Here is a 24,047-nt window from a genome sequence, read left to right on the forward strand (position 1 = left end):
ATCTTTGCCCCTGGTATAAACTTAAGGGGCAAAAAACAACCCGTGGAGGTCATATGAAGCGTTTTACTCTGGCTCTCGTCACGCTGGTGGTCTGTGCAGGTGCGCAGGCGGCCAGTGATGAAGTGGAAATGAATCTCGTCACCTCTCAGGGTGTAGGTCAGTCCATCGGCACGGTGAAAATCACTGAAACCGACAAGGGACTGGAATTCGCGCCCAATCTCAAAGCCCTTCCTCCTGGCGAACATGGTTTCCATGTCCATGCTCACGGTAGCTGTCAGCCCGCATTAAAAGAGGGTAAAGCCTCGGCTGCGGAGGCGGCAGGCGGCCACCTCGACCCACAACATACCGGTAAGCATGAAGGTCCTGACGGTATGGGACATCTGGGCGATTTGCCGGTGCTGGTGGTGAATAACGACGGCAAAGCCACGGATCCCGTCGTCGCGCCGCGGCTGAAAAAGCTGGATGAAGTGAAAGGCAAGGCGCTGATGATCCATGTCGGCGGCGACAATATGTCCGATCAGCCAAAACCGCTTGGCGGTGGCGGGGCTCGCTATGCCTGCGGGGTGATGTGATCCCCAATTGTACCCGGAGCCGGTGCCTGTTCCAGCTGCGACAGTGAGCAGTGCAGGCGCCAGATTATCGAGGCTAAATCTCGTGCTGCAGGCGAGTGGTGGTGCGCAAGGGTATCGCAAATTCGCTGAAGTTCAGCAAGCGTGGTTTCCAGTGGACGCTGCTGGACACCGCGTTCGCTCATGACATCGCGTAGCAGGGTGATGCAGACATCACGAACCTGCGACAGCGGGTCGGACCGTGTTTCCCATGCCCTAAGTTGCCAGACCACGTGAGAGCAGTTCAACAGCACCACGCCCCAGCGCAACAGCCAGCGGCGCGAAAGGGAGTCCTGGCTGTTATTGAGCTGGCTGACATAGTGATAGACCAGCGATTCATACTCACTTTCATGTAAATGCGGTTTTCGACTCAACTGGTCGACAAAACCTCTGCGTAACTCGCGGATATGCCGGCGACTCTTGCGCGCATCTGAACCCGGACGTAACACCGCAAATGCCAGCCACGCCAGCCCAACGCCAAGGATCTTCGCCAGATTGTCATTGAGAAAATCGGCGTAGTCATAAACCGGCGGGTTAGTGACGGAGATAAACGAGCCCATAAATACAATCAGCTGTCCCCACAGCCCCGCGAGTTTGGGCATTTGCAGCTTTAGCAGCTGCATGGTGGTTAACAGCGGGAACAGGAACAGAAGGAACTGCCACAGGTCGCTTATCTGCACCATCAACCCAAACTTCACGGCAAAACTAAACAGCGAGAGCAGCACCAGGGTGCGCAGCAGCAGCGTGAGGGAGTTGAACGGTGACGCGGCGACGGAGTACAGCACGCAGCTGATAGCAGCAAGCGTCAGGGCCGCAGGGCCTGACTCCCACTGGGTGGTGATACTCCACGCGCCAACCAGCGTGAGCGCGCAAAAGGTACGAAAACCGCTCCACAGTGCCTCCATCGAGTCTGTGTGTCGTGCCAGCGCCGGGCTACCGGGGACAGCGAACTCGGTGACCGGGGTGGCATTTTCCACGGCGTTAATCCAGCGGCTGCTGCGCAGATACAACCGGCAAAAATAGTTGAGACGCTGCCAGAAGGCGCGGTGACGGTAATCGTACTCATCTACTGGCGCGAGCGGGGCGATAATCTTCGCGACGGTGTAGATGTCGGCATCCGGGCGTGCAAGCGCCGCGAGCAGCGTTTCAATTACGGCGCGCGTATGTGCAGGGGGCGTGGGCCAGTTGAGCAGCATCCGGCGCAGGCTGGAGATTGAACTGGTCATACGCAGCTGCTGATGCAACAGATAGTTCAGCAGGGTGTTCTGACGACGAAAGCGATAGTGGCTCCAGAAGGCCTGAATGCGTAACAGATTCATGGTCAGGATCTGGCCGATCACCTTTTCGTGCGCAAGACGGATGTCGTCGTTGGTATCCGGTTGCCAGAGCAGGCTTGCGTGCTCCAGTAAACGGGTATGCATGGTCTTCAGGGCGGTAATAAGCGCGGTGCCATCGGAGGTGCTCGGCAGTATCATCATCATGAAACCGCCGCTCAGAATACCGACAATCACTTCGCAGACGCGCGCCTGAGCGATGTCCCACAGCTCGGTGGTATCGAGCACATTCACCACCGGAAAGGCGATAATGGCGGCGGTATAGCCGGCCAGTTGGAAGGCATAGGCAACGTTATTCGTAAAGTGCGCGCAGGCCCAGGTACAAAAGCCCAGCCATATCGCCATGCTCAACAAAAAAAGCCACGGATCGTTCAGCGTATGACCTGCAATGATTAACGCTGCAGTGGCACCCAACAGGCTGCCGGCAATACGTCCAAGACTCTTGCTGATCACCCCGCCGACGGTGGGGAAACTCACCACCGCGGCAGAGGTCATTGCCCAGTAGGGCTGATCAAGGTTGAGGTAATAGGCAACAGTCAGCGCCAGACACATCGCAATGCCATTACGCAGCGCATAGCGCCACTGCGGACGTGTCGCTTTCATCCACGGCGTATTTCGCCAGGAGAGGGCCTGCAGGTTCATCAACGGGTCCCGATGGCGACAGTGCAGGTTGTGCCGGAGACCAGCGTCATGTCCTGCGGTAAACGGTCAAACTCCACACGAACCGGTACGCGCTGGGCCAGACGCACCCACGGCACGTTCGGTTTGATGTCCGGTACCAGGCCTGAATCCATTTCAACACTCTGATCGTAAATGGCGCGGCCAATGCTGGAGACGTGACCCTGTAACTTTTGCGAGCCGCTGTAAAGCGTAATGGTAGCGGGAGACCCTTCGCGAATATGGCGAAGCTTGGTCTCTTCAAAATAACCCACCACATAGAACGAGTGGCTGTCGACAAGGGCGAAAACGGGTTGCCCGGCGGTGGCATAATTCCCCACGCGGGCTGACAGGTTGGTGATCCATCCATCGACTGGCGCGGTAATAACGGTTTGTGTCAGCTCCCACTGCGCCTGTTTGAGCGTAGCCTCCGCGACGTTCACGCTCGCCTGCATGGCCTTAACGTTGATATTGGCAGTATCTAAATCTTCTGCGGAAATATAATTGCGCGACAAATGCCGGCGGCGATTGGCTTCGTTATTGGCTTTTGCTAAATCAGACTGGGCCTTCGCCAGCTGTGCCTGGGCGTTAAGGATCGCAATATGATAGGGGGTGTCGTCGATACGGAATAACACGTCACCCTTTTTAACGTACTGGTTATCTTTCACAACAAGCGTCGTAATGCTGCCCGATACCTGTGGGGTAATGCTGACCTGTTCAGCCCGCACTTTGCCGTCACGTGTCCAGGGTGACTGCATATAAAAATTCCAGAGCCACCACCCGGCAACCAGGGCCAGGGCAAGAACAATCAGCGTGGAAAAGTACTTCAGCGTTTTCAGGGGCATATTCACCACACAATCAAGACAGCAAGGCCCAGGCATACGGAAAGGGCAAACAGGGAGAGGTCCATTAACATGGGGTGCCAAATCTCGCCGGAGTACATCCAGTCGCGAAGCAGGCGATGGGCTATGAGCCAAATCATAAAGCCGACCAGGACGGCCTTAAACAAGGGCGGAAAGTAGACTGACGCACCGAAAATCAGGTCCTGAAGGGGGAGTCCCACGGAGCTTTGAAAAAACGTCACGGGCAGAGATCCTTTGCAGTGAACAAAATGCCGCGAGGGCGAGTCTTAATCTGATGGAACATCACAATTCAGTGTAAGTCATCCTTTTAAGTTCGATGAATGCAGTATTGCATTTGTTTTGCCAATACAAATGCTGCACACTATTCTAAAATCAGTATAATAACTTAGCAAGCTAATTATAAGGAGATGAAATTGGAATCGCCATTAGGTTCTGATCTGGCAAGGTTGGTACGCGTCTGGCGTGCTCTGATTGACCATCGCCTGAAACCTCTGGAATTGACACAGACGCACTGGGTCACGCTGCATAACATTCATCAGCTGCCACCCGACCAGTCACAAATTCAACTGGCAAAAGCGATCGGCATTGAGCAACCGTCACTGGTACGTACGCTTGACCAACTGGAAGAGAAAGGACTCATCTCCCGGCAAACCTGCGCCAGCGATCGTCGCGCTAAGCGGATTAAGCTCACTGAGAAAGCGGCACCTATCATTACTGAAATGGAAGCCGTTATCACCAAAACGCGCGGCGAAATCCTTTCCGGGGTTTCACCCGCAGAGCTTGAACTGCTCATCAGCCTCATTGGGCGCCTTGAGCAGAACATCCATGAGCTGCAGTCACGCGACTGAGACCATCACAAGGCCTTGCAGCAGCAAGGCCTTTTTTTACCTCGACACAACGACACGGTTACGTCCGGTCTCTTTCGCTTCATACATCGCCTTGTCAGCATTCTCCACGCACGCTTCAGCGGTCGTCGTCGGAGAGGTGGCGGTAAACACCCCCATGCTAATCGTGATGGATTCAGGTAACTGACCTCCGCTGCTGACCTTATCAAAACTGCTCAGCTTTAGCCGTATGCGTTCAGCCACCTGGTACGCTGCTTCCGACGAAGTATTGGTCAGCATCAGGACAAATTCTTCCCCACCAATACGTGCCGCGATGTCCTGCGGGCGGACGGAATCCATCAGCAGGTTGGCGACAAACTGCAATACTTTGTCTCCCTGCAGATGGCCGTAGCAGTCGTTGATGCGCTTAAAACGGTCGAGGTCGCTGACGATAACCGACACAGGGTGGTTGGCTTTGCTGATGCTGAGTGCCTGATTTAAGGCGTCGTAAAAATAACTGCGGTTGTAGAGGCGCGTCAGCGGGTCGCGGATCGAGTTCTGATAAGACTGCTGATACTTTATGTGCGAGTCGCGATAGAGGTTAAAGACGTCGTACAGCAGGACAAAAATAATCATCAGCGTCGCCACGGTTTCGAATAAGCGAGCGTGATACCAGGACGTGTCCTCAGCATGCCCGCCGGCTAACAGTAATGAGAGCGTCAGGACATAACAAACACATAAGAAATTACCGCCAACCCAAAAAAGATTCCGCACCCGGGTAATCGTCATTAACGTTGCTAACGCCACAACCCAGAGAAGAATCAAAAAGATATTTATGACCTGGCTCCAGAGAACCATAAATTGCCGGGTTTCATTATCCACCAGATCCAGCGTTATCAGTGCCGAGTGGCTGGAGCAGAACCAGGCCAGGGCGACCATAGAAACCGTAAACAGCATTGTACCGATAACCACGGCAATATGCGCGGGGCGTGAAAGGGGATAATCCCGAATAGAATAGAGCAAGGCTGAGACTATTATCAGCACCGCCATAAGAATATGACGGAACATAAAGAAGATCATGGCGTCGTTATAGTCGACAACATTGAACTGATAGAGATCCAGCCATGACGGGAAGCTGGACAGGGTACCGGCCATCAGCATCGTCGAACCGGCGAAGGCCGAGGCGAGGGCGATAAGGTACAACCGCCGTCTGTCACACCAGTATTTCATGACCATGAAGCAGGCAATAAACAGGTGGAATACCAGCAAAAATATGGTAAGTGTCGGGAATAGCAGCGGTGAGAATGAAGGGACTAATTCAACCAGTTTTACAAAGAGACCTTGTAATATTCCAACGACGACGATGCATCCAAAACAGAATGTAATATAAGGGTTCTTAAAATATCGTTGTAGTGCAAGCATAGGGATTTGACGGAATAATAAAATTAAAAAATGTAAAGTAAGAAAGAGAGTAACAGGCGTGGAGAGTAAATACTTTGCGCAGGAACAAGATATACCGCGCTTAATGATTCATGGCGGGAATGTTTTTTGTAAATATATTGCTGATTATTATATTATATGTAAACAGATTTGTTTACTGGATTTGCTAAATGGATATGCTAAATGGATGTGGTCTGATGACCACATCCAGTTTGAATTAGCGTGGAGAAACGGTGACCTGGCTTCCGTTGCTCGCCAGAACAACGCGCTGGCCGGCAGAGAAACGGGTATTACCTTGTTTCTGTACTACCATGATGGTGCTGCCGTCATCTTTACGGATTTCCAGTTCTACGCCCTGGCTTTTGTTCATTGCACCCTGAACGCCCTGGCCTGCAACACCACCCGCAACGGCACCTGCTGCCGTGGCCAGCGAACGGCCCGTGCCACCGCCTACGGTATTACCGAGGAAGCCACCCAGCACAGCACCGCCGATGGCACCCATCACGTTGCTGTCATCGCCACCCTGAATTTGTACAGGGCGTGCGTTAACAACGGTACCGTAAGTGACGCTCTGAACCTGTTTGGCTTCAGAAGCGCTGTACACGTCGCCAGAAAGTGAACTGTCATTCACACAGCCTGCAAGGGTTAAACCGATCAGCGAAACGCCCAGTACACGTAAAATCATTTGAATCTCCTGTTCACCAAAAACGCCCGATGGCGGGCATCCGTTATGGCTAAATTATATGGCATAAGGGGCCATAGTTCATATCTTTGCACTAACAATAAGAAAATTGTACTTGAATTTAACTTAACGAGACATAAACGGGCACCCGGCAGGTTACCTGTCTGAGATTGTTAAAAAATATTATCGCCGGATAGCAAACCGGCGCTGTTTATGGTTGAGTGGAGAGCATTAGCCCACGCAACGTAAGGAAAGCGCATGAAATCGGGTCGCTACATTGGTGTGATGTCGGGTACCAGTCTGGATGGCGTAGACGTCGTTCTGGCCGCTATTGATGAAAACATGGTGGCACAGCAGGCGAGCCTGACCTGGCCTATCCCCCTGGCGCTGAAAGAGGACATTCTCAGTGTCTGTCAGGGGCAGCAACTGACGCTTTCTCAGCTTGGTCAGCTTGATGTGCGGCTGGGGGCGCTGTTTGCCGATGCGGTACTGGCCCTGATGCATAAAGAAAAGCTTCGCCCGCAGGATGTCGTCGCCATCGGCTGTCACGGACAAACGGTCTGGCATGAGCCGGTCGGCGATGCACCGCATACCCTGCAAATCGGCGACAACAACCAGATTGTGGCGAAGACGGGCGTGACCGTAGTCGGTGATTTTCGGCGTCGCGATATTGCGCTTGGCGGGCAGGGTGCGCCACTGGTGCCCGCTTTTCATCAGGCATTGTTGACCCATCCGACAGAGCGCCGAATGGTGCTGAACATTGGCGGTATCGCCAACCTGTCTCTGCTTATCCCGGATCAACCCGTACGCGGCTATGACACCGGCCCGGGTAACATGCTGATGGATGCCTGGATCTGGCGTCAGCGTGGTCAGGCGTATGATAAAGACGCGCAGTGGGCCAGCGAAGGCAAAGTGATCATCCCGCTGTTGCAGTCCATGCTAAGCGATCCGTACTTCGCTTTACCGGCGCCCAAAAGCACGGGGCGCGAATATTTCAACTATGGCTGGCTCGAACGTCAGCTGGCGCAGTTCCCGGCGCTTGCACCGCAGGATGTCCAGGCGACGCTCGCCGAGTTAACGGCGGTTTCGATATCGGAACAGGTTCTTCTCAGCGGTGGATGCGAACGCCTGCTGGTGTGCGGCGGCGGCAGCCGTAACCCGTTGGTGATGGCACGTCTTGCCGGGTTATTGCCGGGTACCGAGGTGACGACCACCGATGAAGCCGGCATCAGCGGCGATGATATGGAAGCGCTGGCCTTTGCCTGGCTTGCCTGGCGCACCATTGCCGGGCTTCCGGGCAATTTGCCGTCGGTGACTGGCGCACGTGAGGCCAGCGTCCTCGGGGCCATTTTCCCGGCGAATCCGCGTCATAATCAGAGTTAACTGAAATTCAGCGCGGCGTGTGGTCGTTAGAATGGAATGAAACAGGAGGGCAGCCATGCCCTCCAGGACCAGGAAAGTCTTCGGAATACGCCCATGAAAAAACTTCTTCTTATTGCCGCGCCTTTATTGCTGTCAGGATGCAGCGTCTACAACCAGTTCCTTGATCGCATGCAGACCGATACCCTGGAGTATCGCTGTGATGAAAAACCGCTGACCGTTAAGCTGAACAATCCGCGTCAGGAAGCCAGTTTTGTCTACGACAACAAATTGCTCACCCTCAAGCAGGGCATTTCTGCCTCCGGCGCACGCTACACGGACGGGATTTATGTCTTCTGGTCGAAAGGCGACAGTGCCACCGTCTACAAACGCGACCGTATTGTGCTGAACAATTGCCAGCTCGAAAATCCGAAGCGTTGAGATTTTTACAGGGGCGGCGCACAATAGCGCCACCCAATGTCAATGTCAGCTAACGCCATGTCAGATAACGACGAACTGCAGCAAATTGCGCATCTGCGCCGTGAATACACCAAAGGCGGCCTGCGTCGCCAGGATCTTCCCGCCGAACCCCTCGTGCTTTTTGAACGCTGGCTGAAACAGGCCTGCGAAGCGAAACTCGCCGACCCAACGGCAATGGTTGTCGCAACGGTAGATGAAAACGGTCAACCGTATCAGCGTATCGTCCTGCTCAAACATTATGACGAGAAAGGCCTGGTGTTTTACACCAACCTGGGCAGTCGTAAGGCACACCATTTAGAAAACAATCCTCGTATCAGCCTGCTGTTCCCGTGGCATATGCTGGAGCGTCAGGTGATGGTCACCGGCAAAGCAGAGCGTCTCTCCACGCTGGAAGTGGTGAAGTATTTCCACAGCCGCCCGCGTGACAGCCAGATTGGCGCCTGGGTCTCAAAACAGTCCAGCCGTATTTCGGCGCGTGGCGTGCTTGAAAGCAAATTCCTCGAACTGAAGCAGAAATTCCAGCAGGGCGAAGTTCCGTTGCCCAGTTTCTGGGGGGGCTTCCGCATTCCGATCGAGCAGATGGAATTCTGGCAGGGCGGCGAACACCGTCTGCATGACCGCTTTTTATACCAGCGTGAAAATGGCGGCTGGAAAATCGACAGGCTGGCACCGTAATCGCCGAAATTTGTTGATTTAAGCGCTAGCGCAGGCCGCGCTTGCGCTTTATTCTATGTACCTTTCGCATCAGGCGAAAAGTCGTGTACCGGCAAAGGTGCAGTCGTTTATACATGGAGAATTTGATGGCAAGCAGTAACTTGATTAAACAATTGCAAGAGCGGGGCCTTGTGGCTCAGGTGACGGACGAGGAAGCGTTAGCAGAGCGACTGGCGCAAGGCCCGATCGCGCTCTATTGCGGCTTCGATCCTACCGCTGACAGCTTGCATTTGGGGCATCTTGTTCCATTGTTATGCCTGAAACGCTTCCAGATGGCGGGCCACAAGCCTGTCGCACTGGTTGGCGGCGCGACCGGTCTGATTGGCGACCCAAGCTTTAAAGCTGCCGAGCGTAAACTGAACACCGAAGACACCGTGCAGGAGTGGGTGGATAAGATCCGCAAACAGGTTGCGCCTTTCCTCGACTTTAACTGCGGTGACAACTCTGCGATTGCGGCCAACAACTATGACTGGTTTGGCGGCATGAACGTGCTGACCTTCCTGCGCGACATTGGCAAACACTTCTCTGTTAACCAGATGATTAACAAAGAAGCGGTGAAGCAGCGTCTAAACCGTGACGACCAGGGCATCTCCTTTACCGAGTTCTCCTACAACCTGCTGCAGGGTTATGACTTTGCCTGCCTGAATAAACTGCACGGCGTCTGCCTGCAGATTGGCGGCTCTGACCAGTGGGGCAACATCACGTCGGGTATCGATCTGACGCGTCGTCTGCACCAGAACCAGGTCTTCGGTCTGACCGTTCCACTGATCACCAAAGCCGACGGCACCAAATTTGGCAAAACCGAAGGCGGCGCGGTATGGCTTGATCCGAAGAAAACCAGCCCGTACAAATTCTACCAGTTCTGGATTAACACGGCGGATGCCGATGTTTATCGCTTCCTGAAGTTCTTCACCTTTATGGACATTGAGGCGATCAACGCTCTGGAAGAAGAAGACAAAACCAGCGGTAAAGCGCCACGCGCTCAGTACGTACTGGCTGATGAAGTGACCAAACTGGTTCACGGTGAAGAAGGTCTGGCCGCGGCAAAACGTATTACTGCAAGCCTGTTCAACGGGACGCTGAGCGATCTGAGCGAAGCGGACTTCGAACAGCTGGCGCAGGATGGCGTGCCGATGGTTGAGATGGAAAAAGGTGCCGACCTGATGCAGGCGCTGGTGGACTCCGAGCTGCAGCCATCCCGCGGTCAGGCGCGTAAAACCATCGCCTCGAACGCTATCACCATTAACGGTGAAAAACAGGCCGACCCGGAATACACCTTTGCTGACAGCGATCGTCTGTATGGCCGCTACACGCTTCTGCGTCGCGGTAAGAAAAACTACTGTCTGGTCTGCTGGAAATAATTAAAAGTATCCAGGGGCGTGGGAAACCACGCCCCTTTTGTTTTTTCAGGGTTTGGTAAGTAAAAATGAAGAACATCCTCGCCATTCAGTCCCACGTGGTCTTTGGGCATGCTGGCAACAGCGCCGCGGAATTTCCGATGCGCCGCCTCGGTGCCAACGTCTGGCCCCTCAATACCGTGCAGTTCTCAAACCATACACAATACGGTCAATGGACCGGCTGCGTGATGCCGCCTTCGCACCTCACCGACATTGTGCAGGGCATTGCCAATATCGATCAGCTAAAACGCTGTGATGCGATACTGAGCGGATATCTCGGTTCGGCAGAGCAGGGAGAGCATATCCTGGGCATTGTCCGCCAGGTGAAAGCGGCAAACCCGGCGGCGAAATACTTTTGTGATCCTGTTATGGGGCATCCGGAGAAAGGCTGTATCGTGGCCCCCGGCGTGGCTGAATTCCATGTGCGTCACGCGCTGCCGGCCAGTGATATTATTGCGCCGAACCTGATTGAGCTGGAAATTCTCTGCGAGCATCCGGTGAATAGCGTAGAAGAGGCGGTAAGCGCTTCTCGCGAGTTAATAGCCCAAGGGCCGGAGATTGTCCTGGTGAAACATCTCGCGCGCGCAGGGCTGAGCAGGGACCGTTTTGAGATGCTGCTGGTGACGAAAGACGAAGCCTGGCATATCAGCCGTCCGCTGGTGGACTTCGGCATGCGTCAGCCGGTGGGTGTCGGTGATGTGACAAGCGGTTTGCTGCTGGTGAAATTACTTCAGGGGGCCACGCTGCGGGATGCGCTTGAGCATGTAACTGCTGCAGTATACGAAATCATGAAGGCGACGAAAGAGATGCAGGAGTATGAACTGCAGGTGGTCGCGGCACAGGATCGTATCGAGAAACCGGAGCATTACTTCAGCGCGACCCGGTTATAACGGTTCACGTTCCTGTCGGCCGGGTAGCGACAGCGCCACCCGGCCATACAGTGCGCCGGTCAGTTCAACCCTTCTGCTTTAAGCGCTGCAGCCACCGCAGGACGCGCGGCTACGCGATCCATGTACGATGCAATGTGGTCCAGCCCGTCCATGTTGAGCTTAATGGCCCGCGCCCAGCGCAGCACGGTGAACAGATAGGCATCGGCAATCGTAAAACGCGCGCCCCCAATCCACTGATCGTCTTTCAGCGATGCGTTAACGTACTGCAGTTTTTTCTCCAGTTGAGCACGTACGGTCGGTTTGTACTCTTCCGGCGTCTCCGGACGGAACAGCGGCGTAAAGCCTTTGTGCAGCTCGGTCGCAATGTAGTTCATCCACTCCAGCGTTTTGTAGCGAGAAACCGTGCTTACCGGTGCCAGCAATTGCCTGTCGGGCACACTATCGGCGAGGAACTGCATAATCGCCACGCCTTCGGTCAGCAGGGTACCGTCATCCAGCAGCAGAGCCGGAACTTGTCCCTTCGGGTTAATAGCAAAAAAATCATCGCCGTTTTCCAGGCGTTTTTTCATCAGGTCAACGCCATCCAGCGTGAAATCTTTGCCGCTCTCGCGCAGGGTAATGTGGGAAGCAAGAGAGCACGCGCCCGGTTTGTAGAACAGTTTCATCGGTAACTCCTTTTTGCTGAGGTTTCAGCTATGTTAGTGCGCGAACGGGTAAAAAAAAAGCCGCTAATACATTAGCGGCTTCTGTTCAGTCGTTTCTCAGTGACATTATGCGGTAGCGGTTTCGGTCGCTTTCGCCGTCTTGTCGTCGTCCTGAGTCATGCGATTCAGCTTCGGCGCAGTCAACATCATCAGAACCGCGATAACCGCAGTAGCAATACCAATCTGCATGAACACGGTACCGTAGACGTTCAGAGAGACCAGTGGGTCAGTCACGTTATCCGGCACGGCCATCAGGTTTGCAATTTTACCTGCGATGATGGCGGCACCCGCAGTGGTCAGGAACCAGCTACCCATGATGAAGCCCATCAGACGCTGAGGAACCAGTTGTGCAACCATCGCCAGGCCCAGACCGGAGATCATCAGTTCACCGATAGACTGCAGCGCATAGCTCAGGATCAACCAGTTAACGGAGACGATACCGGCGTCAGTCGCAAATTTCGTACCCAGCGGCAGTACCAGGAATGCGCCAGAACACAGCAGCATACCGATAGCAAATTTGTGCGGCATCGGCAGACGGTCGCCCATCTTGTTATAGATAGCAGCCAGAATCGGGCTACCAATCATGATCCAGAACGGGTTCAGGGCCTGATACTGCTCCGGCTCGAACGCGATACCCAGGATTGAGTGTTCAACGTTACGGATAGCGAAGAAGTTCAGAGACGTTGGCATCTGGCTGTACAGAACGAAGAAGATAATCGCTTCCAGCATCAGGATGAAGGCCACAATCATCTTACGACGAGCGGCACCCTGCATGGCGAAGGCTTCTTTCGCGAAGATGATCACGATACCCAGCGCAACCACACCCAGAACGGCACGCGCGATGCCCTGGTTATGCAGCAGCCAGGTTGCGATTGCCGCGAGGATCACCACGCCGACAATGGTCGCCAGCAGTTTGCCAATATGAACCGGTTCGAAGTCTGGTTTGGAGCCGTAGTCTTTCACCCAGCGTTTGCAGAAGGCAAAGTTAACCACGGTGATCAGCATACCGACAACGGACAGGGAGAACGCAACGCTCCAGCCGAATTTAGCGGCCAGCCACGGGGTTGCCAGCATGGAGAAAAAGGAACCGATGTTCACGGACATGTAGTACATGGTGAATGCACCGTCCAGACGCGGGTCATCTTTGTTGTAACAGGTAGAGAGCAGGGAAGACGGGTTCGCTTTGAACAGACCGTTACCGACGGCGATAGTCGCCATACCCATATACACCACAGCGGCATCGTGACCAGACCATGCAACCAGTGCATAGCCAACGGCCAGGACAATCGCACCCAGCATAATGACACGTTTAGTCCCGAGGACTTTATCACCCAGCCAGCCGCCGATAGCGACCAGACCGTACACCAGGGCACTGAAAGAGGAGAACAGCGTAATGGAATCTGCTTCGGACATACCCAGCTGTTTTACCAGGTAAACCGCCATGATCCCTTGCAGGCCGTAATAACCAAAACGCTCCCATAACTCGATAGAGAAGATGAGATAGAACGCTTTAGGTTGTTTAAAAGCGTTAAGACTTACGCTTTCATCTGTTGGTTTATTGTTTGCAGTCGACACATATACCTCTTTTTTTACATCCCATATTAACGGGGGTGTTCATCGCGTGATGGCCGTAGTCCATCCGCCTTATAGTTATATTGGGAGGAGAAACGGCGGGTAATGTTCACTATCCTGCACCGTCTGGCAATACGTTTGTAATAATCTGTTACATATAACTGGGCCGCTATAATCGGCGGTTCATACAAATGTTATTCAGCGTTAAATTTCATACGATCTGTAAAGGGAGTTTTTTTGACTGGCATTCACCCATAATTTGCCCTCAATGGCGATATGTTCTGCTATTTGAGGCTTATTGCAGTGATATAGCCCATATTCTGAAAAATAGCTGGTCTTATGTGTTGCTCATGATGAGTTTGATCTTGTCTGGCAAAGGGTTTACGCCGCTTTTAACAACAAAAATTCAACACGAAGTTATCAGGGTGATCTTGATCACATATGTATAGAAATTTTCGGCTATGAAAAAAGTATTAACCTGTTTGAGCGTTAAAGGCTCGAACAAGTGATAAGGGAAGCGGTAAGGAAGGCGGATAAATTATGGTCAAAAGAAGGTCTTCTGGTAGACCCTCTTTTGGTAAGGAATTGCCGTTGCGTCAGAAAACGAAAAGCGCAAGATATCAGGGATACACTTTCTCTTTGTACTCGCAGAGATCTTCGATGATACAGGAGCCACAGCGAGGCTTACGGGCAATACAGGTATAACGGCCATGGAGAATGAGCCAGTGATGGCAATCCACCTTAAATTCGGCGGGAACCACTTTTAGCAGTTTCTCTTCAACCTGCTCGACATTCTTGCCCGGTGCGAAGTTAGTGCGGTTAGAGACGCGGAAAATATGGGTATCAACGGCGATAGTCGGCCAGCCAAACGCGGTGTTAAGTACCACATTCGCAGTCTTGCGTCCCACGCCGGGTAATGCTTCCAGCGCGGCGCGATCTTCCGGCACTTCACCCCCGTGCTGTTCCAGCAGGATCCGGCAGGTTTTGATCACGTTCTCAGCCTTGCTGTTAAACAGACCGATGGTTTTGATATAGGACTTCACCCCGTCCACGCCCAGTTCCAGCATCGCCTTTGGCGTGTTGGCGACCGGATAAAGCAGGGCGGTCGCCTTATTAACGCTCACGTCGGTAGCCTGCGCAGAGAGCAGCACGGCGATCAACAGCTCGAACGGGGAGTTAAAATTCAGCTCCGTCGTCGGATGTGGGTTCTCATCCCGCAGACGGGTCAGGATCGCAATGCGCTTTTCTTTATTCATGAGGCCTTCTCGGGTATCCCTTCCTGTACGCTGCGCTCAGCCACGCGGCGCTTACGTTTTTCATCAATCAGGTATTTTATCGCCAGCATCATGCCGAGGCCAATAAACGCGCCTGGCGGCAGCATGGCCAGCAGGAACGGCGTATCGGTGTGGAAGACTTCGATGCGCAGCGCTTTAGCCCAGCCGCCGAGCAGCGCATCTGCGCCATCAAACAGCGTTCCGTTACCCAGGATCTCACGCATTGAGCCGAGCACGAACATGGCACCGGTTGCCCCCATACCAATAGAGAAACCATCCAGAGCCGACATCGCCGGGCTGTTTTTTACGGCAAAAGCTTCCGCGCGCCCGACCACAATACAGTTGGTTACGATGAGGGGAATAAAGATCCCGAGCGACTGATACAGACCGAACGCATAAGCGTTAATCAGCATCTGGACGATACTCACCACCGACGCGATGATCATGACGTAAATCGGAATACGGATTTCCGATGGCGTCCAGCGGCGCAGGGCAGAGATGGACAGATTGGTCAGGGTGAGAACCAGCGTGGTTGCCAGCCCCAGACCCAGCGCGTTGGTGGCGGTGGATGTCACTGCCAGCAGCGGACACATCCCCAGCAGCTGTACCAGCGCGGAGTTGTTCTTCCACAATCCCTGGACGATAACCTCTTTAACCTGGCTCATGATTACTCCTCACAGGCCGGAAGATTGTTCATCTGCGCGGGCAGCGTTTCCGCATACAGCCCGGCTCGTTTTACGGCATTGACCACGGCCCGTGGGGTAATGGTTGCCCCCGTGAACTGGTCAAACTCGCCGCCATCCTTTTTCACAGCAAATGCAGGATCCGCTTCGCCGTGGATCACTTTTCCGGCAAAATGCAAAATCCAGTCGCTCAGACGGGTTTCAATTTTATCCCCCAGGCCTGGCGTCTCATGATGTTCCGTCACGCGCGTACCCAACACGGTACCGGAGAAATCGCTGCCGACCAGCAGTTGAATCGCCCCGGAGTAGCCATCGGGCGCCGTCGCTTCCATCACCGCGCCTACCGCGTTATCTCCCTTACGGGCAATAAAGACGCGGTGCGGGCCTTTTCCTAACTGAGGTGCCTGGACCACGAAGCAACTTTTCTGCAGGTCATTATCGTAGAAATCAGGGGGGATCACCTGATCGAACAGGGCTTTTTGCTGCTTCACCGCCTGTTCGTCGATGGTTGATTTGGTCAGGTTGTTTACCAGGGCCGTCAGTCCGGTGAGGACCGCGGCGAAAATGGCCAGCGTGACGCCGTGTTTTTGCATTGTTTTCAGCATCGCGAAACCCTTAACGGTGGCCGTACACGCGCGGACGCGTGTAGTAGTCGATGAGCGGAACGGTGATGTTCGCAAGCAGAACCGCGAATGCCACACCGTCCGGGTAACCGCCAAAGCTGCGGATGAGCCACACCAGCAAGCCGGCCAGCGCACCGAAGATCAGGCGGCCACGGTTCGTGGTAGATGCCGTTACCGGATCGGTCAGGATAAAGAACGCACCCAGCATGGTTGCCCCCGAGAGCAGATGCATCTGTGGGCTGGCGAGCGATTCTGGCGAGAACACCCATCCCAGTGTGGCGCAGACCGCCAGCGTCACGAGGAAGCTGACCGGAATATGCCAGCGGATCGCTTTCTGCTGCAGCAGGAACAGCCCGCCCAGCAAATAAGCAAGGTTCACCCACTGCCAGCCCGCGCCCGCCAGCATGCCGCTGAAGATGGCAGATTTCATAATCTGATCGACGGAGTGCCCGGCATGCAGGGAGGTTTTAAACGTATCGAGTGGTGTGGCCTGGCTGATGCCATCCACGCCCATACGCAGCGCGTTCATATCCGCACCGAGCGCGGTATGGCCGGTAAAGATAACGTGCAGGGCATCCATAAAGCCGGGTACCGTCGCGGCAATGTCATGCGGCGGCAACCAGCTGGTCATCTGAACCGGGAAGGAGATCAGCAGTACGACGTAGCCAATCATCGCCGGGTTGAACGGGTTATGGCCCAGCCCACCATAAAGTTGTTTGGCAATAATGACTGCAAACACCGTACCGAGCACCACCATCCACCACGGAGCAAACGGTGGAATACTGATTGCCAGCAACAGGCCAGTCAGCAGTGCTGAGTTATCGGCAAGGATGCGGGAAACCGCCAGCTTACGCAGTTTAAGCACCAGGGCTTCTGCCCCTAAGGCGCTGGCACAACCCAGCACTATCTGGAACAGCGTTCCCCAGCCGAAAAACCAGCACTGAACGGCAATGCCCGGCAGCGCCGCCAGGCACACCAGCATCATGATGCGTGATGTCTGGCGCTGATTATGGGTGTAAGGGGAACTTGCGATTCTGAAAACCATTTAATCCTCGTTAACTGCTTGCTGTGCGGCTTTCTTCGCCTGAACGCGCGCAATGGCGGCGGCGACTGCGGCTTTACGTGGGTCGTCGTTTGCGGCCGGTTGCTGTTCTTCCTGCTGCGCTGCTTTGCGGGCCTTGGCGCGGGCAATGGCGGCTTCGACAGCCGCCTTACGCGGGTCGACAGGTGCTTCAGGTGCAGCGGCTTCAGGCTGCGCCGCCGCTTTACGCGCTTTGGCACGGGCAATGGCGGCTTCGACAGCCGCTTTACGCGGGTCGACGGGGGCTTCAGGCGTAGCGGTTTCAGTCTGCGCCGCTGCTTTGCGCGCTTTAGCGCGCGCGATCGCCGCTTCAACAGCCGCTTTACGGGGATCTACGGCCTCCACTTCTTGCTCAACCACCACGTTTTGCTCGCCGACTTTGCGCGCTTTGGCGCGCGCGATCGCCGCTTCAACAGCCGCCTTACGGGGATCTACGGCCTCCGCTTCTTGTTCAACTACCACGTTTTGCTCGCCGGCCTTACGGGCTTTGGCGCGGGCAATGGCGGCTTCAACGGCGGCTTTACGCGGATCGATCTCAGCGTCAGAGGAGGCTGACTGTGCTTTTTCTGCCTGACGGGCGCGCGCAGCCGCTTTACGCGCTTCGCGGGCGGCAATCGCTTCGCTGTTATCCGGTTTTTCACCGGCCGGGATCACCACGGTCTGGGCTGCCGTCGCTTTTTTCTCCCGCACGCGTGCCAGTGCGGCATTAATCGCATCCTGGTCTTTTTCGCCGGGCTGAACTGCTGCCTGTTTGTGACGCGCCTGACGGGCCAGTTTTTCACGCTCCAGACGCGCCTGACGCGCTTCAAAACGCGCTTTCGCTTCGGCTGCGCGTTTCTCTTCCATGGAGATGGCATAAATCTCGGCCTTCTCCTGGCGGAAGTACTGCACCAGAGGAATGTTACTTGGGCAGACCCAGGCGCAGGCACCGCATTCGATGCAGTCGGCCAGGTTATGGGCCTGCGCTTTATCGTGCAGCTGACCTTTGCTGTACCAGTACAACTGTTGCGGAAGTAAATCCGCCGGGCAGGCATCGGCACAGGCGCTGCAGCGGATACAGCCTTTCTCCTCCTGCTCTTCACCCATTTCGGTCGGGGAGGGGGCAAGAAGGCAGTTTGTGATTTTTACTACCGGGACATCGAGCCACGGCAGGGTAAAGCCCATCAGCGGGCCACCCATGATCACCATCTGGTCGCTGCCCGGGCAAAAATCAGCCTGTTCCAGCAGATGACGAACCGGCGTACCCAGACGCGCCCAGACGTTGCCCGGACGTGCGACAGATTCACCGGTCAGCGTAACCACGCGCTCGGTCAGCGGTTCACCGTCCACCACCGCACGTTTCACGGCGTAGGCTGTCCCGACGTTTTGCATCAGCACCCCGATGTCCGAAGAGCGTCCGCCATGCGGAACCTGCTTGCCGGTCAGAATTTGCGTCAGCTGTTTGGCACCGCCAGAGGGGTACTTGGTTGGGATAACGCGCAGGCCGATATCGTGGCTGCCGTTGAGGACGGCACGCAGCATCGAAATAGCCTGTGGCTTGTTATCTTCAATGCCAATCAGCACTTCGCGCGGCTGCAGAATATGGGCAAGAATGCGGATCCCTTCCACGACCTGCGCGGCGCAGTCTTGCATCAGACGATCGTCGGCGGTGATGTAGGGTTCACATTCTGCTGCATTGATGATCAGGGTCTGAATTTTATCGCCGCCGCCGTGCAGTTTGACGCCGGTAGGGAACCCTGCGCCGCCCAGGCCGGCAACGCCGAATTGATGAATACGCTCGATAAGCGCTTCGCGGCTCCGGTTGCGGTAGTCGCTCCAGCCGTCACGTTCTATCCAGCGGTCTTCTCCGTCGGCTTCAATAATGACGCTCAGCTCGGAGAGCGCAGAGGGGTGTGCAACGGTATGGGGGGCGATCGCCACCACTGTACCGGACGTCGGAGCGTGGACCGGCAGCATACGTCCGCGACCGAACGTTAACGGCTGGCCGCGAAGGACGGTATCGCCTTCTTTCACGCACAGTTCACCCTCAGCACCGATATGCTGTTTCAGCGGCATGACGTAACGGGACGCCAGCGGAATTTGGCGCAGCGGCGTGCCGTTGGACTGGGTTTTCATTTCAGGTGGATGGATACCACCGTCAAAGTCCCAAATCTTCTCTTTTCTGAAAGCAGAAAATAACTTAAGCATGTTGTTCCACAGGAATGATGCGAACCGGAATGGTTTGAAGATCCCACTTCCAGCTTTCGGTAGTCGGTTCAACCGGGCGCAACGCGATACATTGCGTCGGGCAGGGTGCCACGCAGAGGTTACAGCCGGTGCACAGATCCGCCACGACGGTGTGCATGGCGCGCGTTGCGCCAACGATGGCGTCGACAGGGCATGCCTGGATGCATTTTGTGCAGCCGATACAGTTCGCTTCGTCAATCACGGCGAGGGCGCGAACCGGCTCCTGCACATCTTCATCGCCGTCAACAGGTTGCGGGTCAACGTTAAGCAGGGCGGCTATTTTCAGCATTACCGCTTCACCGCCGGGTGCGCAGCGGTTAATTTTTTCACCCTGCACGCCTACCGCTTCGGCATAGGGGCGGCAGCCAGGATAGCCACACTGCCCGCACTGGCTTTGCGGCAGAAGCTCATCGATTTTTTCTACAACAGGATCGTCCTCTACCGCGAAACGGCGGGAGGCGTAACCCAGAATAAGGCCAAACACCAACCCCAGCACGCTGATAGAGGTGATGGCTATCCAGACAGTACTCATTACAACTTCACCAGACCACTAAAGCCCATAAAGGCCAGAGACATTAAACCTGCTGTCACCAGGGCGATCGCGTTACCGCGGAATGGCGCAGGGATATCCGCTGCTGCAAGGCGCTCGCGAATCGAGGCGAACAGCACCATCACCAGAGAGAAACCGACGGCGGCAGAAAAACCGTACAGCGCCGATTGCATGAAGTTATGCCCAAGGTTGATGTTCAGCAGCGCCACGCCAAGTACTGCACAGTTGGTGGTAATCAGCGGCAGGAAGATACCCAGCAGGCGATAGAGAGCCGGGCTGGTTTTACGCACCACCATTTCTGTGAATTGCACTACCACCGCGATGACCAGAATAAAGGACAGCGTACGCAGATAGATTAAATCCAGCGGGATGAGGATCCAGTTATCAATCAACCACGCGCAGATAGACGCCATCGTCATCACGAAGGTGGTGGCCAGCCCCATGCCCATTGCAGTTTCCAGCTTTTTGGAAACCCCCATAAATGGACACAGGCCAAGGAACTTCACCAGGACGAAGTTGTTAACCAGCACAGTGCCGACAAAGAGCAGTAAGTAATCGGTCATTATTTAGCCTGAAATAAAAAAGCCGCCTATTATCGGACAAACCACCGCAGGCGACAACAGGTTATCTGTAAGGTTATTACGGGTTCACAAAGGTGTTCTTCACCCGCGTCGAACGCTTGAAATAGGGCACCAGCAGCGCCGCGGCCAGTAACGGAAAAAGCAGCTGGCGAACGGCCAGGGCATCAGAAACTGGCGAAAAAGCAAAGGCTTTCACCGCCAGCAGGACCGAAATCAGCAGCCAGATAATGTAGTGTTTAGGGACACCCTTACGGCGCTTAAAGAAGGCAATGGTCAGCCATAGCGTGTAGTACCACATCCCGATCGCAAAAACGAACGACACAAACCACATCGTAATATTAAGCACACTTTGCGACATCAGGGTCTGGATTGCATGAGGTGTAATCAGTGCGGTGGTATAAAGCAGCAGCGCAAGTGATGCGCTTAATAAGGCAACCAGCAGCCATGCCAGTGGGGCGATTAACCAGCCTCCAATTCGTTCTCCAGGCGTTGCGGTCATGAACTCTCCCATAATCTGCGCGAAATGTTGTACAGCCAGTTTGCAGGGCGGAGAGTATATAACATTTCGCGCGGATGGCTACTTTCTTATAAAACGTAGCGCCATACAGACTTAGGCACTTCACCGACGTTGAACAAACGGCCACCGGAGACCAGCTCCGCACGGCGGTGGTCAGCGGCGCGATACATATTGATGATTTCCTGATTATCCGACAGCGTGTAGTTCAGATGGTCAAACAGTTTTTCCAGGCTCTCAAGCGAATTGATCTTGCGAAATTTTAATAAATAGTCCTGAACTGTCATATTAATAAGTTTCCATATAAAAGTGAGTAATACCAGTTAAGGTAATTCGTCCGAATAATAAACGGATTAATAAAGACGTAAACAGCCCACTCAGATAACGCGACTAAATTAGGAGTTTTCTTTGCTGAAAGTACAGGCATCAGACGATGCCTGGAAGAGAAGGTTAACCGTGTTCACCAGGGCTGGCAATAAGTAACTGACATATTATGTCACTCTTTATTGCGGTAACCGGTTACTTAGGTTGGGCGACGGTGACAGGCTCCGGCGGCTGGTAGTTATCGATATGGCTGGCAACACCAAGCAAAATGACCGATACCCCAAGGACAATCCATCCCGCTAATTCAATGATTCGATTAATAATTGACGTCATGACTGGTACGTGTAATTTATCCATAAATACAGGTTGCAAATGTTACAGCGCCGTTCCCCCCGCGGCAAGTGCTTTGGGAACGGTTCCCCTAAACAAAATCAGAACGTTAAATCTATGTAACAAAAACAACCGGCATAGCCTGCTATTTTACGTCATATGGCACATGATTAATCTGTAAGAACGTCAGAGTAGCCAGTGTGAAATAAGATAGTCATAAAAGAGGGCAACATTATGAGTGATAGCATCCGCGTCGGGCTTATTGGTTACGGGTACGCGAGCAAGACTTTTCATGCGCCTCTGATTGCCGGGACGCCGGGCATGGCGCTGGCGGCAGTTTCCAGTAGCGATGCCACGAAAGTGCATGCAGACTGGCCCTCCGTGCCGGTTGTTTCTGAACCTAAGCATCTTTTTAACGACCCTAATATTGATCTGATCGTCATTCCCACCCCCAATGACACGCATTTTCCGCTGGCAAAGGCTGCACTGGAGGCCGGTAAGCACGTTATTGTCGATAAACCCTTCACGGTGACGTTGTCACAGGCACGCGAACTGGATGCGCTGGCAAAAAGTTTTGGCAGAGTGCTTTCGGTATTTCATAACCGCCGCTGGGACAGTGATTTCCTGACGGTAAAAGCGCTCCTTAATGAAGGTACGCTGGGCGAAATCCTCTTTTTTGAATCGCACTTTGACCGGTTCCGCCCTCAGGTCCGAAACCGCTGGCGTGAGCAAGCCGGGCCGGGCAGCGGCATCTGGTACGATTTAGCGCCGCATCTTCTCGATCAGGCCGTAAATTTGTTTGGCCTGCCGGTCAGCATGACGGTCGATCTGGCCCAGCTCAGACCCGGAGCGCAAACCACCGACTACTTTCATGCCATCTTGAGTTACCCGCAGCGGCGTATTGTACTGCACGGGACAATGGTGGCAGCCGCCGAATCAGCGCGTTATATCCTTCACGGTACGCGCGGGAGCTATGTGAAGTTTGGTCTCGATCCTCAGGAAGAACGCCTGAAAAACGGCGAGCGTTTGCCGCAGGAAGACTGGGGCTATGACATGCGGGACGGGGTTGTGACGCGGGTGGAAGGCGAGGAGAGGGTTGAAGAAACGTTACTGACGATCCCGGGTAACTATCCGGCGTATTATGCCGCTATCCGTGATGCGCTAAACGGGACGGGGGATAACCCGGTTCCGGCCAGCCAGGCGATTCAGATTATGGAATTGATTGAACTGGGGATTGAATCAGCCAAACACCGCGCAACGCTCTGTCTGGCGTGATTCTGGCAAAGCCGGGTAAGGGGACGACCCCACCCGGCAACGGGCTTAGCCGCGGGCGACCTTATCCCGCAGCGCCTGTTTCTCTGCTGGTGTCAGGAAGGCGATGTCCAGGCCGTTAATCTGCGCCTGGCGGATCTGATCCTGACTCAGGCCAGCCTGCGGTGCGGCGACGGTATACTCATGAATAATATCCACGCCCTGTACTGCCGGATCGTCCGTGTTCAGTGAGGCCAGAACACCGTGCTCCAGGAAGGTTTTCAGCGGGTGATGCGCCAGTGATGCCACTGTGCTGGTCTGAATATTGGACGTCAGACACGATTCAATACCAATACGCTGCTCGGCAAGGAAATCCATCAGGGCACGATCTTCAACGGCTTTGACACCATGACCGATACGCTCTGCACCCAGCTCACGGATGGCCTGCCAGATGCTTTCAGGGCCTGCCGCTTCACCGGCATGTACGGTAATGTGCCAGCCGGCGTCACGCGCGCGGTTGAAATGAGAAAGGAACAGACTGCCTGGGAAGCCGAGTTCATCACCCGCCAGGTCAACGGCAGCGATCGCATCACGATGCGCCAGTAACCCTTCCAGCTCCTGCAGACAGGCCGCTTCACCGAAGGTACGGCTCATAATGCCAATCAGGCGAGCCTGAACGTCGAAGGTTTTACACCCTTCGCGCACGCCGTCAATTACCGCTTCAACCACGCCTGCAACGGGCAGGTTGTGGGTCATCGCCATATAGCCTGGCGAAAAGCGCAGTTCAACGTAGTGCAGGCCATTACGGGCGGCATCTTCAATATTTTCGAAAGCAACACGGCGGCAGGCATCCAGCGAGGCCAGCATCTTCACGCCCCAGTCGAGTTTGCTCAGGAAACTGACCAGATCCGGTTCATTTGAGGTGACCTGAACGTGGGGGATGAGGGTCTCAATCGTTTGTGCAGGGAGCGTGAGATTGTACTGGCGGCCAAGATCGAGGATGGTTTGGGCACGAATGTTACCGTCAAGATGGCGGTGAATATCAGTTAGTGGCAGGCGTGTATCAATCATGGTCGCACTCTTTTC

General features: G+C 54.6%; 26 protein-coding genes. 8 read left to right on the plus strand and 18 right to left on the minus strand.

All coding sequences use genetic code 11. The features are described from left to right. The first annotated feature begins 53 nt into the window (after positions 1 to 53). A complete protein-coding gene (sodC, locus tag HV242_RS09560) occupies positions 54 to 572 on the plus strand; it encodes a superoxide dismutase [Cu-Zn] SodC (RefSeq protein ID WP_044866241.1) in 519 nt (172 codons plus the stop codon). On the opposite strand, the gene HV242_RS09565 is transcribed toward sodC, so the two are convergent. Genes HV242_RS09565 through HV242_RS09575 form a run of 3 tightly spaced genes read right to left on the minus strand, consistent with a single transcriptional unit; the run spans position 551 to position 3,683 of the window. Next, positions 551 to 2,584 carry an FUSC family protein gene (locus tag HV242_RS09565; protein WP_050736691.1) on the minus strand — a complete coding sequence of 678 codons (2,034 nt, stop codon included), beginning with the start codon at positions 2,582 to 2,584 and terminating at the stop codon, positions 551 to 553. The genes sodC and HV242_RS09565 overlap by 22 nt on opposite strands. Then, positions 2,584 to 3,444, minus strand: a complete 861-nt coding sequence (locus HV242_RS09570; protein ID WP_050736692.1) for an efflux RND transporter periplasmic adaptor subunit — start codon at positions 3,442 to 3,444, stop codon at positions 2,584 to 2,586. The genes HV242_RS09565 and HV242_RS09570 overlap by 1 nt, the downstream gene beginning before the upstream one ends. 2 nt (positions 3,445 to 3,446) lie before the next feature. Then, complete coding sequence (locus HV242_RS09575; protein ID WP_020884333.1) at positions 3,447 to 3,683, minus strand: DUF1656 domain-containing protein; 237 nt, start codon at positions 3,681 to 3,683, stop codon at positions 3,447 to 3,449. Positions 3,684 to 3,869: 186 nt separating this feature from the next. Between HV242_RS09575 and slyA the strand changes: the two genes are divergently transcribed. Beyond that, entirely contained in the window at positions 3,870 to 4,310 is a 441-nt protein-coding gene (slyA, locus tag HV242_RS09580; protein WP_014169785.1) for a transcriptional regulator SlyA, read from the plus strand. Positions 4,311 to 4,346: 36 nt separating this feature from the next. Here slyA and HV242_RS09585 read toward each other — a convergent pair whose 3' ends face one another. Both HV242_RS09585 and slyB read right to left on the minus strand, forming a co-directional pair. Further along, positions 4,347 to 5,708: a sensor domain-containing diguanylate cyclase gene (locus HV242_RS09585; RefSeq protein WP_047744553.1), complete on the minus strand. Its 1,362-nt coding sequence runs from the start codon at positions 5,706 to 5,708 to the stop codon at positions 4,347 to 4,349. Positions 5,709 to 5,943: 235 nt separating this feature from the next. After that, positions 5,944 to 6,411 carry an outer membrane lipoprotein SlyB gene (gene slyB, locus HV242_RS09590; RefSeq protein ID WP_014169789.1) on the minus strand — a complete coding sequence of 156 codons (468 nt, stop codon included), beginning with the start codon at positions 6,409 to 6,411 and terminating at the stop codon, positions 5,944 to 5,946. A 255-nt stretch (positions 6,412 to 6,666) separates the two neighbouring features. Between slyB and anmK the strand changes: the two genes are divergently transcribed. The 5 genes from anmK to pdxY all read left to right on the plus strand — a co-directional run bounded on the left by anmK (position 6,667) and on the right by pdxY (position 11,248). Next, on the plus strand, positions 6,667 to 7,791 hold the full coding sequence (gene anmK, locus HV242_RS09595; RefSeq protein ID WP_020884330.1) for an anhydro-N-acetylmuramic acid kinase: 1,125 nt from the start codon (positions 6,667 to 6,669) through the stop codon (positions 7,789 to 7,791). Between the two features lie 93 nt (positions 7,792 to 7,884). Next, positions 7,885 to 8,208: a C-type lysozyme inhibitor gene (gene mliC / locus HV242_RS09600; protein ID WP_020884329.1), complete on the plus strand. Its 324-nt coding sequence runs from the start codon at positions 7,885 to 7,887 to the stop codon at positions 8,206 to 8,208. A 57-nt stretch (positions 8,209 to 8,265) separates the two neighbouring features. Then, positions 8,266 to 8,922, plus strand: a complete 657-nt coding sequence (gene pdxH, locus HV242_RS09605) for a pyridoxamine 5'-phosphate oxidase (RefSeq protein ID WP_025204349.1) — start codon at positions 8,266 to 8,268, stop codon at positions 8,920 to 8,922. A gap of 125 nt (positions 8,923 to 9,047) precedes the next feature. Continuing rightward, the gene (tyrS, locus tag HV242_RS09610) at positions 9,048 to 10,322 is read left to right on the plus strand and encodes a tyrosine--tRNA ligase (protein WP_025204348.1); all 1,275 of its coding nucleotides are present in this window, start codon (positions 9,048 to 9,050) and stop codon (positions 10,320 to 10,322) included. Between the two features lie 65 nt (positions 10,323 to 10,387). After that, positions 10,388 to 11,248 carry a pyridoxal kinase PdxY gene (gene pdxY / locus HV242_RS09615; protein ID WP_050736693.1) on the plus strand — a complete coding sequence of 287 codons (861 nt, stop codon included), beginning with the start codon at positions 10,388 to 10,390 and terminating at the stop codon, positions 11,246 to 11,248. Between the two features lie 59 nt (positions 11,249 to 11,307). Here pdxY and gstA read toward each other — a convergent pair whose 3' ends face one another. From gstA to blr, 12 genes are all read right to left on the minus strand, one after another. Then, positions 11,308 to 11,913 (minus strand): glutathione transferase GstA, encoded by a 606-nt coding sequence (gene gstA, locus HV242_RS09620; protein ID WP_014169795.1) that lies wholly within the window; start codon positions 11,911 to 11,913, stop codon positions 11,308 to 11,310. Between the two features lie 105 nt (positions 11,914 to 12,018). Then, positions 12,019 to 13,527, minus strand: coding sequence for a dipeptide/tripeptide permease DtpA (dtpA, locus tag HV242_RS09625; protein ID WP_014169796.1), 1,509 nt, complete (start codon positions 13,525 to 13,527; stop codon positions 12,019 to 12,021). Between the two features lie 617 nt (positions 13,528 to 14,144). Then, positions 14,145 to 14,780 carry an endonuclease III gene (nth, locus tag HV242_RS09630; protein ID WP_014169797.1) on the minus strand — a complete coding sequence of 212 codons (636 nt, stop codon included), beginning with the start codon at positions 14,778 to 14,780 and terminating at the stop codon, positions 14,145 to 14,147. Next, positions 14,777 to 15,463 carry an electron transport complex subunit E gene (locus HV242_RS09635; RefSeq protein ID WP_014169798.1) on the minus strand — a complete coding sequence of 229 codons (687 nt, stop codon included), beginning with the start codon at positions 15,461 to 15,463 and terminating at the stop codon, positions 14,777 to 14,779. Before HV242_RS09635 ends, nth begins: the two co-directional genes overlap by 4 nt. Before the next feature lie 2 nt (positions 15,464 to 15,465). Beyond that, positions 15,466 to 16,086: an electron transport complex subunit RsxG gene (rsxG, locus tag HV242_RS09640; RefSeq protein ID WP_020884325.1), complete on the minus strand. Its 621-nt coding sequence runs from the start codon at positions 16,084 to 16,086 to the stop codon at positions 15,466 to 15,468. Between the two features lie 10 nt (positions 16,087 to 16,096). Next, positions 16,097 to 17,149, minus strand: coding sequence for an electron transport complex subunit RsxD (gene rsxD / locus HV242_RS09645; RefSeq protein ID WP_014169800.1), 1,053 nt, complete (start codon positions 17,147 to 17,149; stop codon positions 16,097 to 16,099). Continuing rightward, positions 17,150 to 19,372, minus strand: coding sequence for an electron transport complex subunit RsxC (gene rsxC / locus HV242_RS09650; RefSeq protein ID WP_050736694.1), 2,223 nt, complete (start codon positions 19,370 to 19,372; stop codon positions 17,150 to 17,152). Beyond that, complete coding sequence (rsxB, locus tag HV242_RS09655; RefSeq protein ID WP_032681158.1) at positions 19,365 to 19,943, minus strand: electron transport complex subunit RsxB; 579 nt, start codon at positions 19,941 to 19,943, stop codon at positions 19,365 to 19,367. Before rsxB ends, rsxC begins: the two co-directional genes overlap by 8 nt. After that, on the minus strand, positions 19,943 to 20,524 hold the full coding sequence (gene rsxA / locus HV242_RS09660) for an electron transport complex subunit RsxA (RefSeq protein ID WP_014169803.1): 582 nt from the start codon (positions 20,522 to 20,524) through the stop codon (positions 19,943 to 19,945). Before rsxA ends, rsxB begins: the two co-directional genes overlap by 1 nt. A 76-nt stretch (positions 20,525 to 20,600) precedes the next feature. Continuing rightward, on the minus strand, positions 20,601 to 21,041 hold the full coding sequence (locus HV242_RS09665; RefSeq protein WP_025204344.1) for a DUF2569 domain-containing protein: 441 nt from the start codon (positions 21,039 to 21,041) through the stop codon (positions 20,601 to 20,603). Between the two features lie 86 nt (positions 21,042 to 21,127). After that, entirely contained in the window at positions 21,128 to 21,343 is a 216-nt protein-coding gene (gene ydgT / locus HV242_RS09670) for a transcription modulator YdgT (RefSeq protein WP_006174966.1), read from the minus strand. A 232-nt stretch (positions 21,344 to 21,575) separates the two neighbouring features. Beyond that, on the minus strand, positions 21,576 to 21,701 hold the full coding sequence (gene blr, locus HV242_RS09675) for a division septum protein Blr (protein ID WP_168112406.1): 126 nt from the start codon (positions 21,699 to 21,701) through the stop codon (positions 21,576 to 21,578). Between the two features lie 243 nt (positions 21,702 to 21,944). Between blr and HV242_RS09680 the strand changes: the two genes are divergently transcribed. Continuing rightward, positions 21,945 to 22,985, plus strand: coding sequence for an oxidoreductase (locus HV242_RS09680; RefSeq protein WP_050736695.1), 1,041 nt, complete (start codon positions 21,945 to 21,947; stop codon positions 22,983 to 22,985). Between the two features lie 45 nt (positions 22,986 to 23,030). Here HV242_RS09680 and add read toward each other — a convergent pair whose 3' ends face one another. Beyond that, a complete protein-coding gene (gene add, locus HV242_RS09685) occupies positions 23,031 to 24,032 on the minus strand; it encodes an adenosine deaminase (RefSeq protein WP_014169807.1) in 1,002 nt (333 codons plus the stop codon). Between the last annotated feature and the right edge of the window lie 15 nt (positions 24,033 to 24,047).

The sequence above is a fragment of the Enterobacter sp. RHBSTW-00593 genome, from assembly GCF_013784105.1.
Classification (GTDB): domain Bacteria; phylum Pseudomonadota; class Gammaproteobacteria; order Enterobacterales; family Enterobacteriaceae; genus Enterobacter; species Enterobacter ludwigii.

What these genes read in the sequence shown, in the direction of transcription:
- pdxH (WP_025204349.1), top strand. Translation starts at nt 8,266, where the DNA reads ATGTCAGATAACGACGAACTGCAGCAAATTGCGCATCTGCGCCGTGAA.
- tyrS (WP_025204348.1), top strand. Translation starts at nt 9,048, where the DNA reads ATGGCAAGCAGTAACTTGATTAAACAATTGCAAGAGCGGGGCCTTGTG.
- rsxB (WP_032681158.1), bottom strand. Translation starts at nt 19,943, where the DNA reads ATGAGTACTGTCTGGATAGCCATCACCTCTATCAGCGTGCTGGGGTTG.
- slyB (WP_014169789.1), bottom strand. Translation starts at nt 6,411, where the DNA reads ATGATTTTACGTGTACTGGGCGTTTCGCTGATCGGTTTAACCCTTGCA.
- nth (WP_014169797.1), bottom strand. Translation starts at nt 14,780, where the DNA reads ATGAATAAAGAAAAGCGCATTGCGATCCTGACCCGTCTGCGGGATGAG.
- mliC (WP_020884329.1), top strand. Translation starts at nt 7,885, where the DNA reads ATGAAAAAACTTCTTCTTATTGCCGCGCCTTTATTGCTGTCAGGATGC.
- ydgT (WP_006174966.1), bottom strand. Translation starts at nt 21,343, where the DNA reads ATGACAGTTCAGGACTATTTATTAAAATTTCGCAAGATCAATTCGCTT.
- HV242_RS09635 (WP_014169798.1), bottom strand. Translation starts at nt 15,463, where the DNA reads ATGAGCCAGGTTAAAGAGGTTATCGTCCAGGGATTGTGGAAGAACAAC.
- HV242_RS09665 (WP_025204344.1), bottom strand. Translation starts at nt 21,041, where the DNA reads ATGACCGCAACGCCTGGAGAACGAATTGGAGGCTGGTTAATCGCCCCA.
- HV242_RS09570 (WP_050736692.1), bottom strand. Translation starts at nt 3,444, where the DNA reads ATGCCCCTGAAAACGCTGAAGTACTTTTCCACGCTGATTGTTCTTGCC.
- HV242_RS09680 (WP_050736695.1), top strand. Translation starts at nt 21,945, where the DNA reads ATGAGTGATAGCATCCGCGTCGGGCTTATTGGTTACGGGTACGCGAGC.
- slyA (WP_014169785.1), top strand. Translation starts at nt 3,870, where the DNA reads ATGAAATTGGAATCGCCATTAGGTTCTGATCTGGCAAGGTTGGTACGC.
- pdxY (WP_050736693.1), top strand. Translation starts at nt 10,388, where the DNA reads ATGAAGAACATCCTCGCCATTCAGTCCCACGTGGTCTTTGGGCATGCT.
- HV242_RS09585 (WP_047744553.1), bottom strand. Translation starts at nt 5,708, where the DNA reads ATGCTTGCACTACAACGATATTTTAAGAACCCTTATATTACATTCTGT.
- rsxA (WP_014169803.1), bottom strand. Translation starts at nt 20,524, where the DNA reads ATGACCGATTACTTACTGCTCTTTGTCGGCACTGTGCTGGTTAACAAC.
- rsxC (WP_050736694.1), bottom strand. Translation starts at nt 19,372, where the DNA reads ATGCTTAAGTTATTTTCTGCTTTCAGAAAAGAGAAGATTTGGGACTTT.
- add (WP_014169807.1), bottom strand. Translation starts at nt 24,032, where the DNA reads ATGATTGATACACGCCTGCCACTAACTGATATTCACCGCCATCTTGAC.
- sodC (WP_044866241.1), top strand. Translation starts at nt 54, where the DNA reads ATGAAGCGTTTTACTCTGGCTCTCGTCACGCTGGTGGTCTGTGCAGGT.
- gstA (WP_014169795.1), bottom strand. Translation starts at nt 11,913, where the DNA reads ATGAAACTGTTCTACAAACCGGGCGCGTGCTCTCTTGCTTCCCACATT.
- HV242_RS09565 (WP_050736691.1), bottom strand. Translation starts at nt 2,584, where the DNA reads ATGAACCTGCAGGCCCTCTCCTGGCGAAATACGCCGTGGATGAAAGCG.
- rsxD (WP_014169800.1), bottom strand. Translation starts at nt 17,149, where the DNA reads ATGGTTTTCAGAATCGCAAGTTCCCCTTACACCCATAATCAGCGCCAG.
- anmK (WP_020884330.1), top strand. Translation starts at nt 6,667, where the DNA reads ATGAAATCGGGTCGCTACATTGGTGTGATGTCGGGTACCAGTCTGGAT.
- rsxG (WP_020884325.1), bottom strand. Translation starts at nt 16,086, where the DNA reads ATGCTGAAAACAATGCAAAAACACGGCGTCACGCTGGCCATTTTCGCC.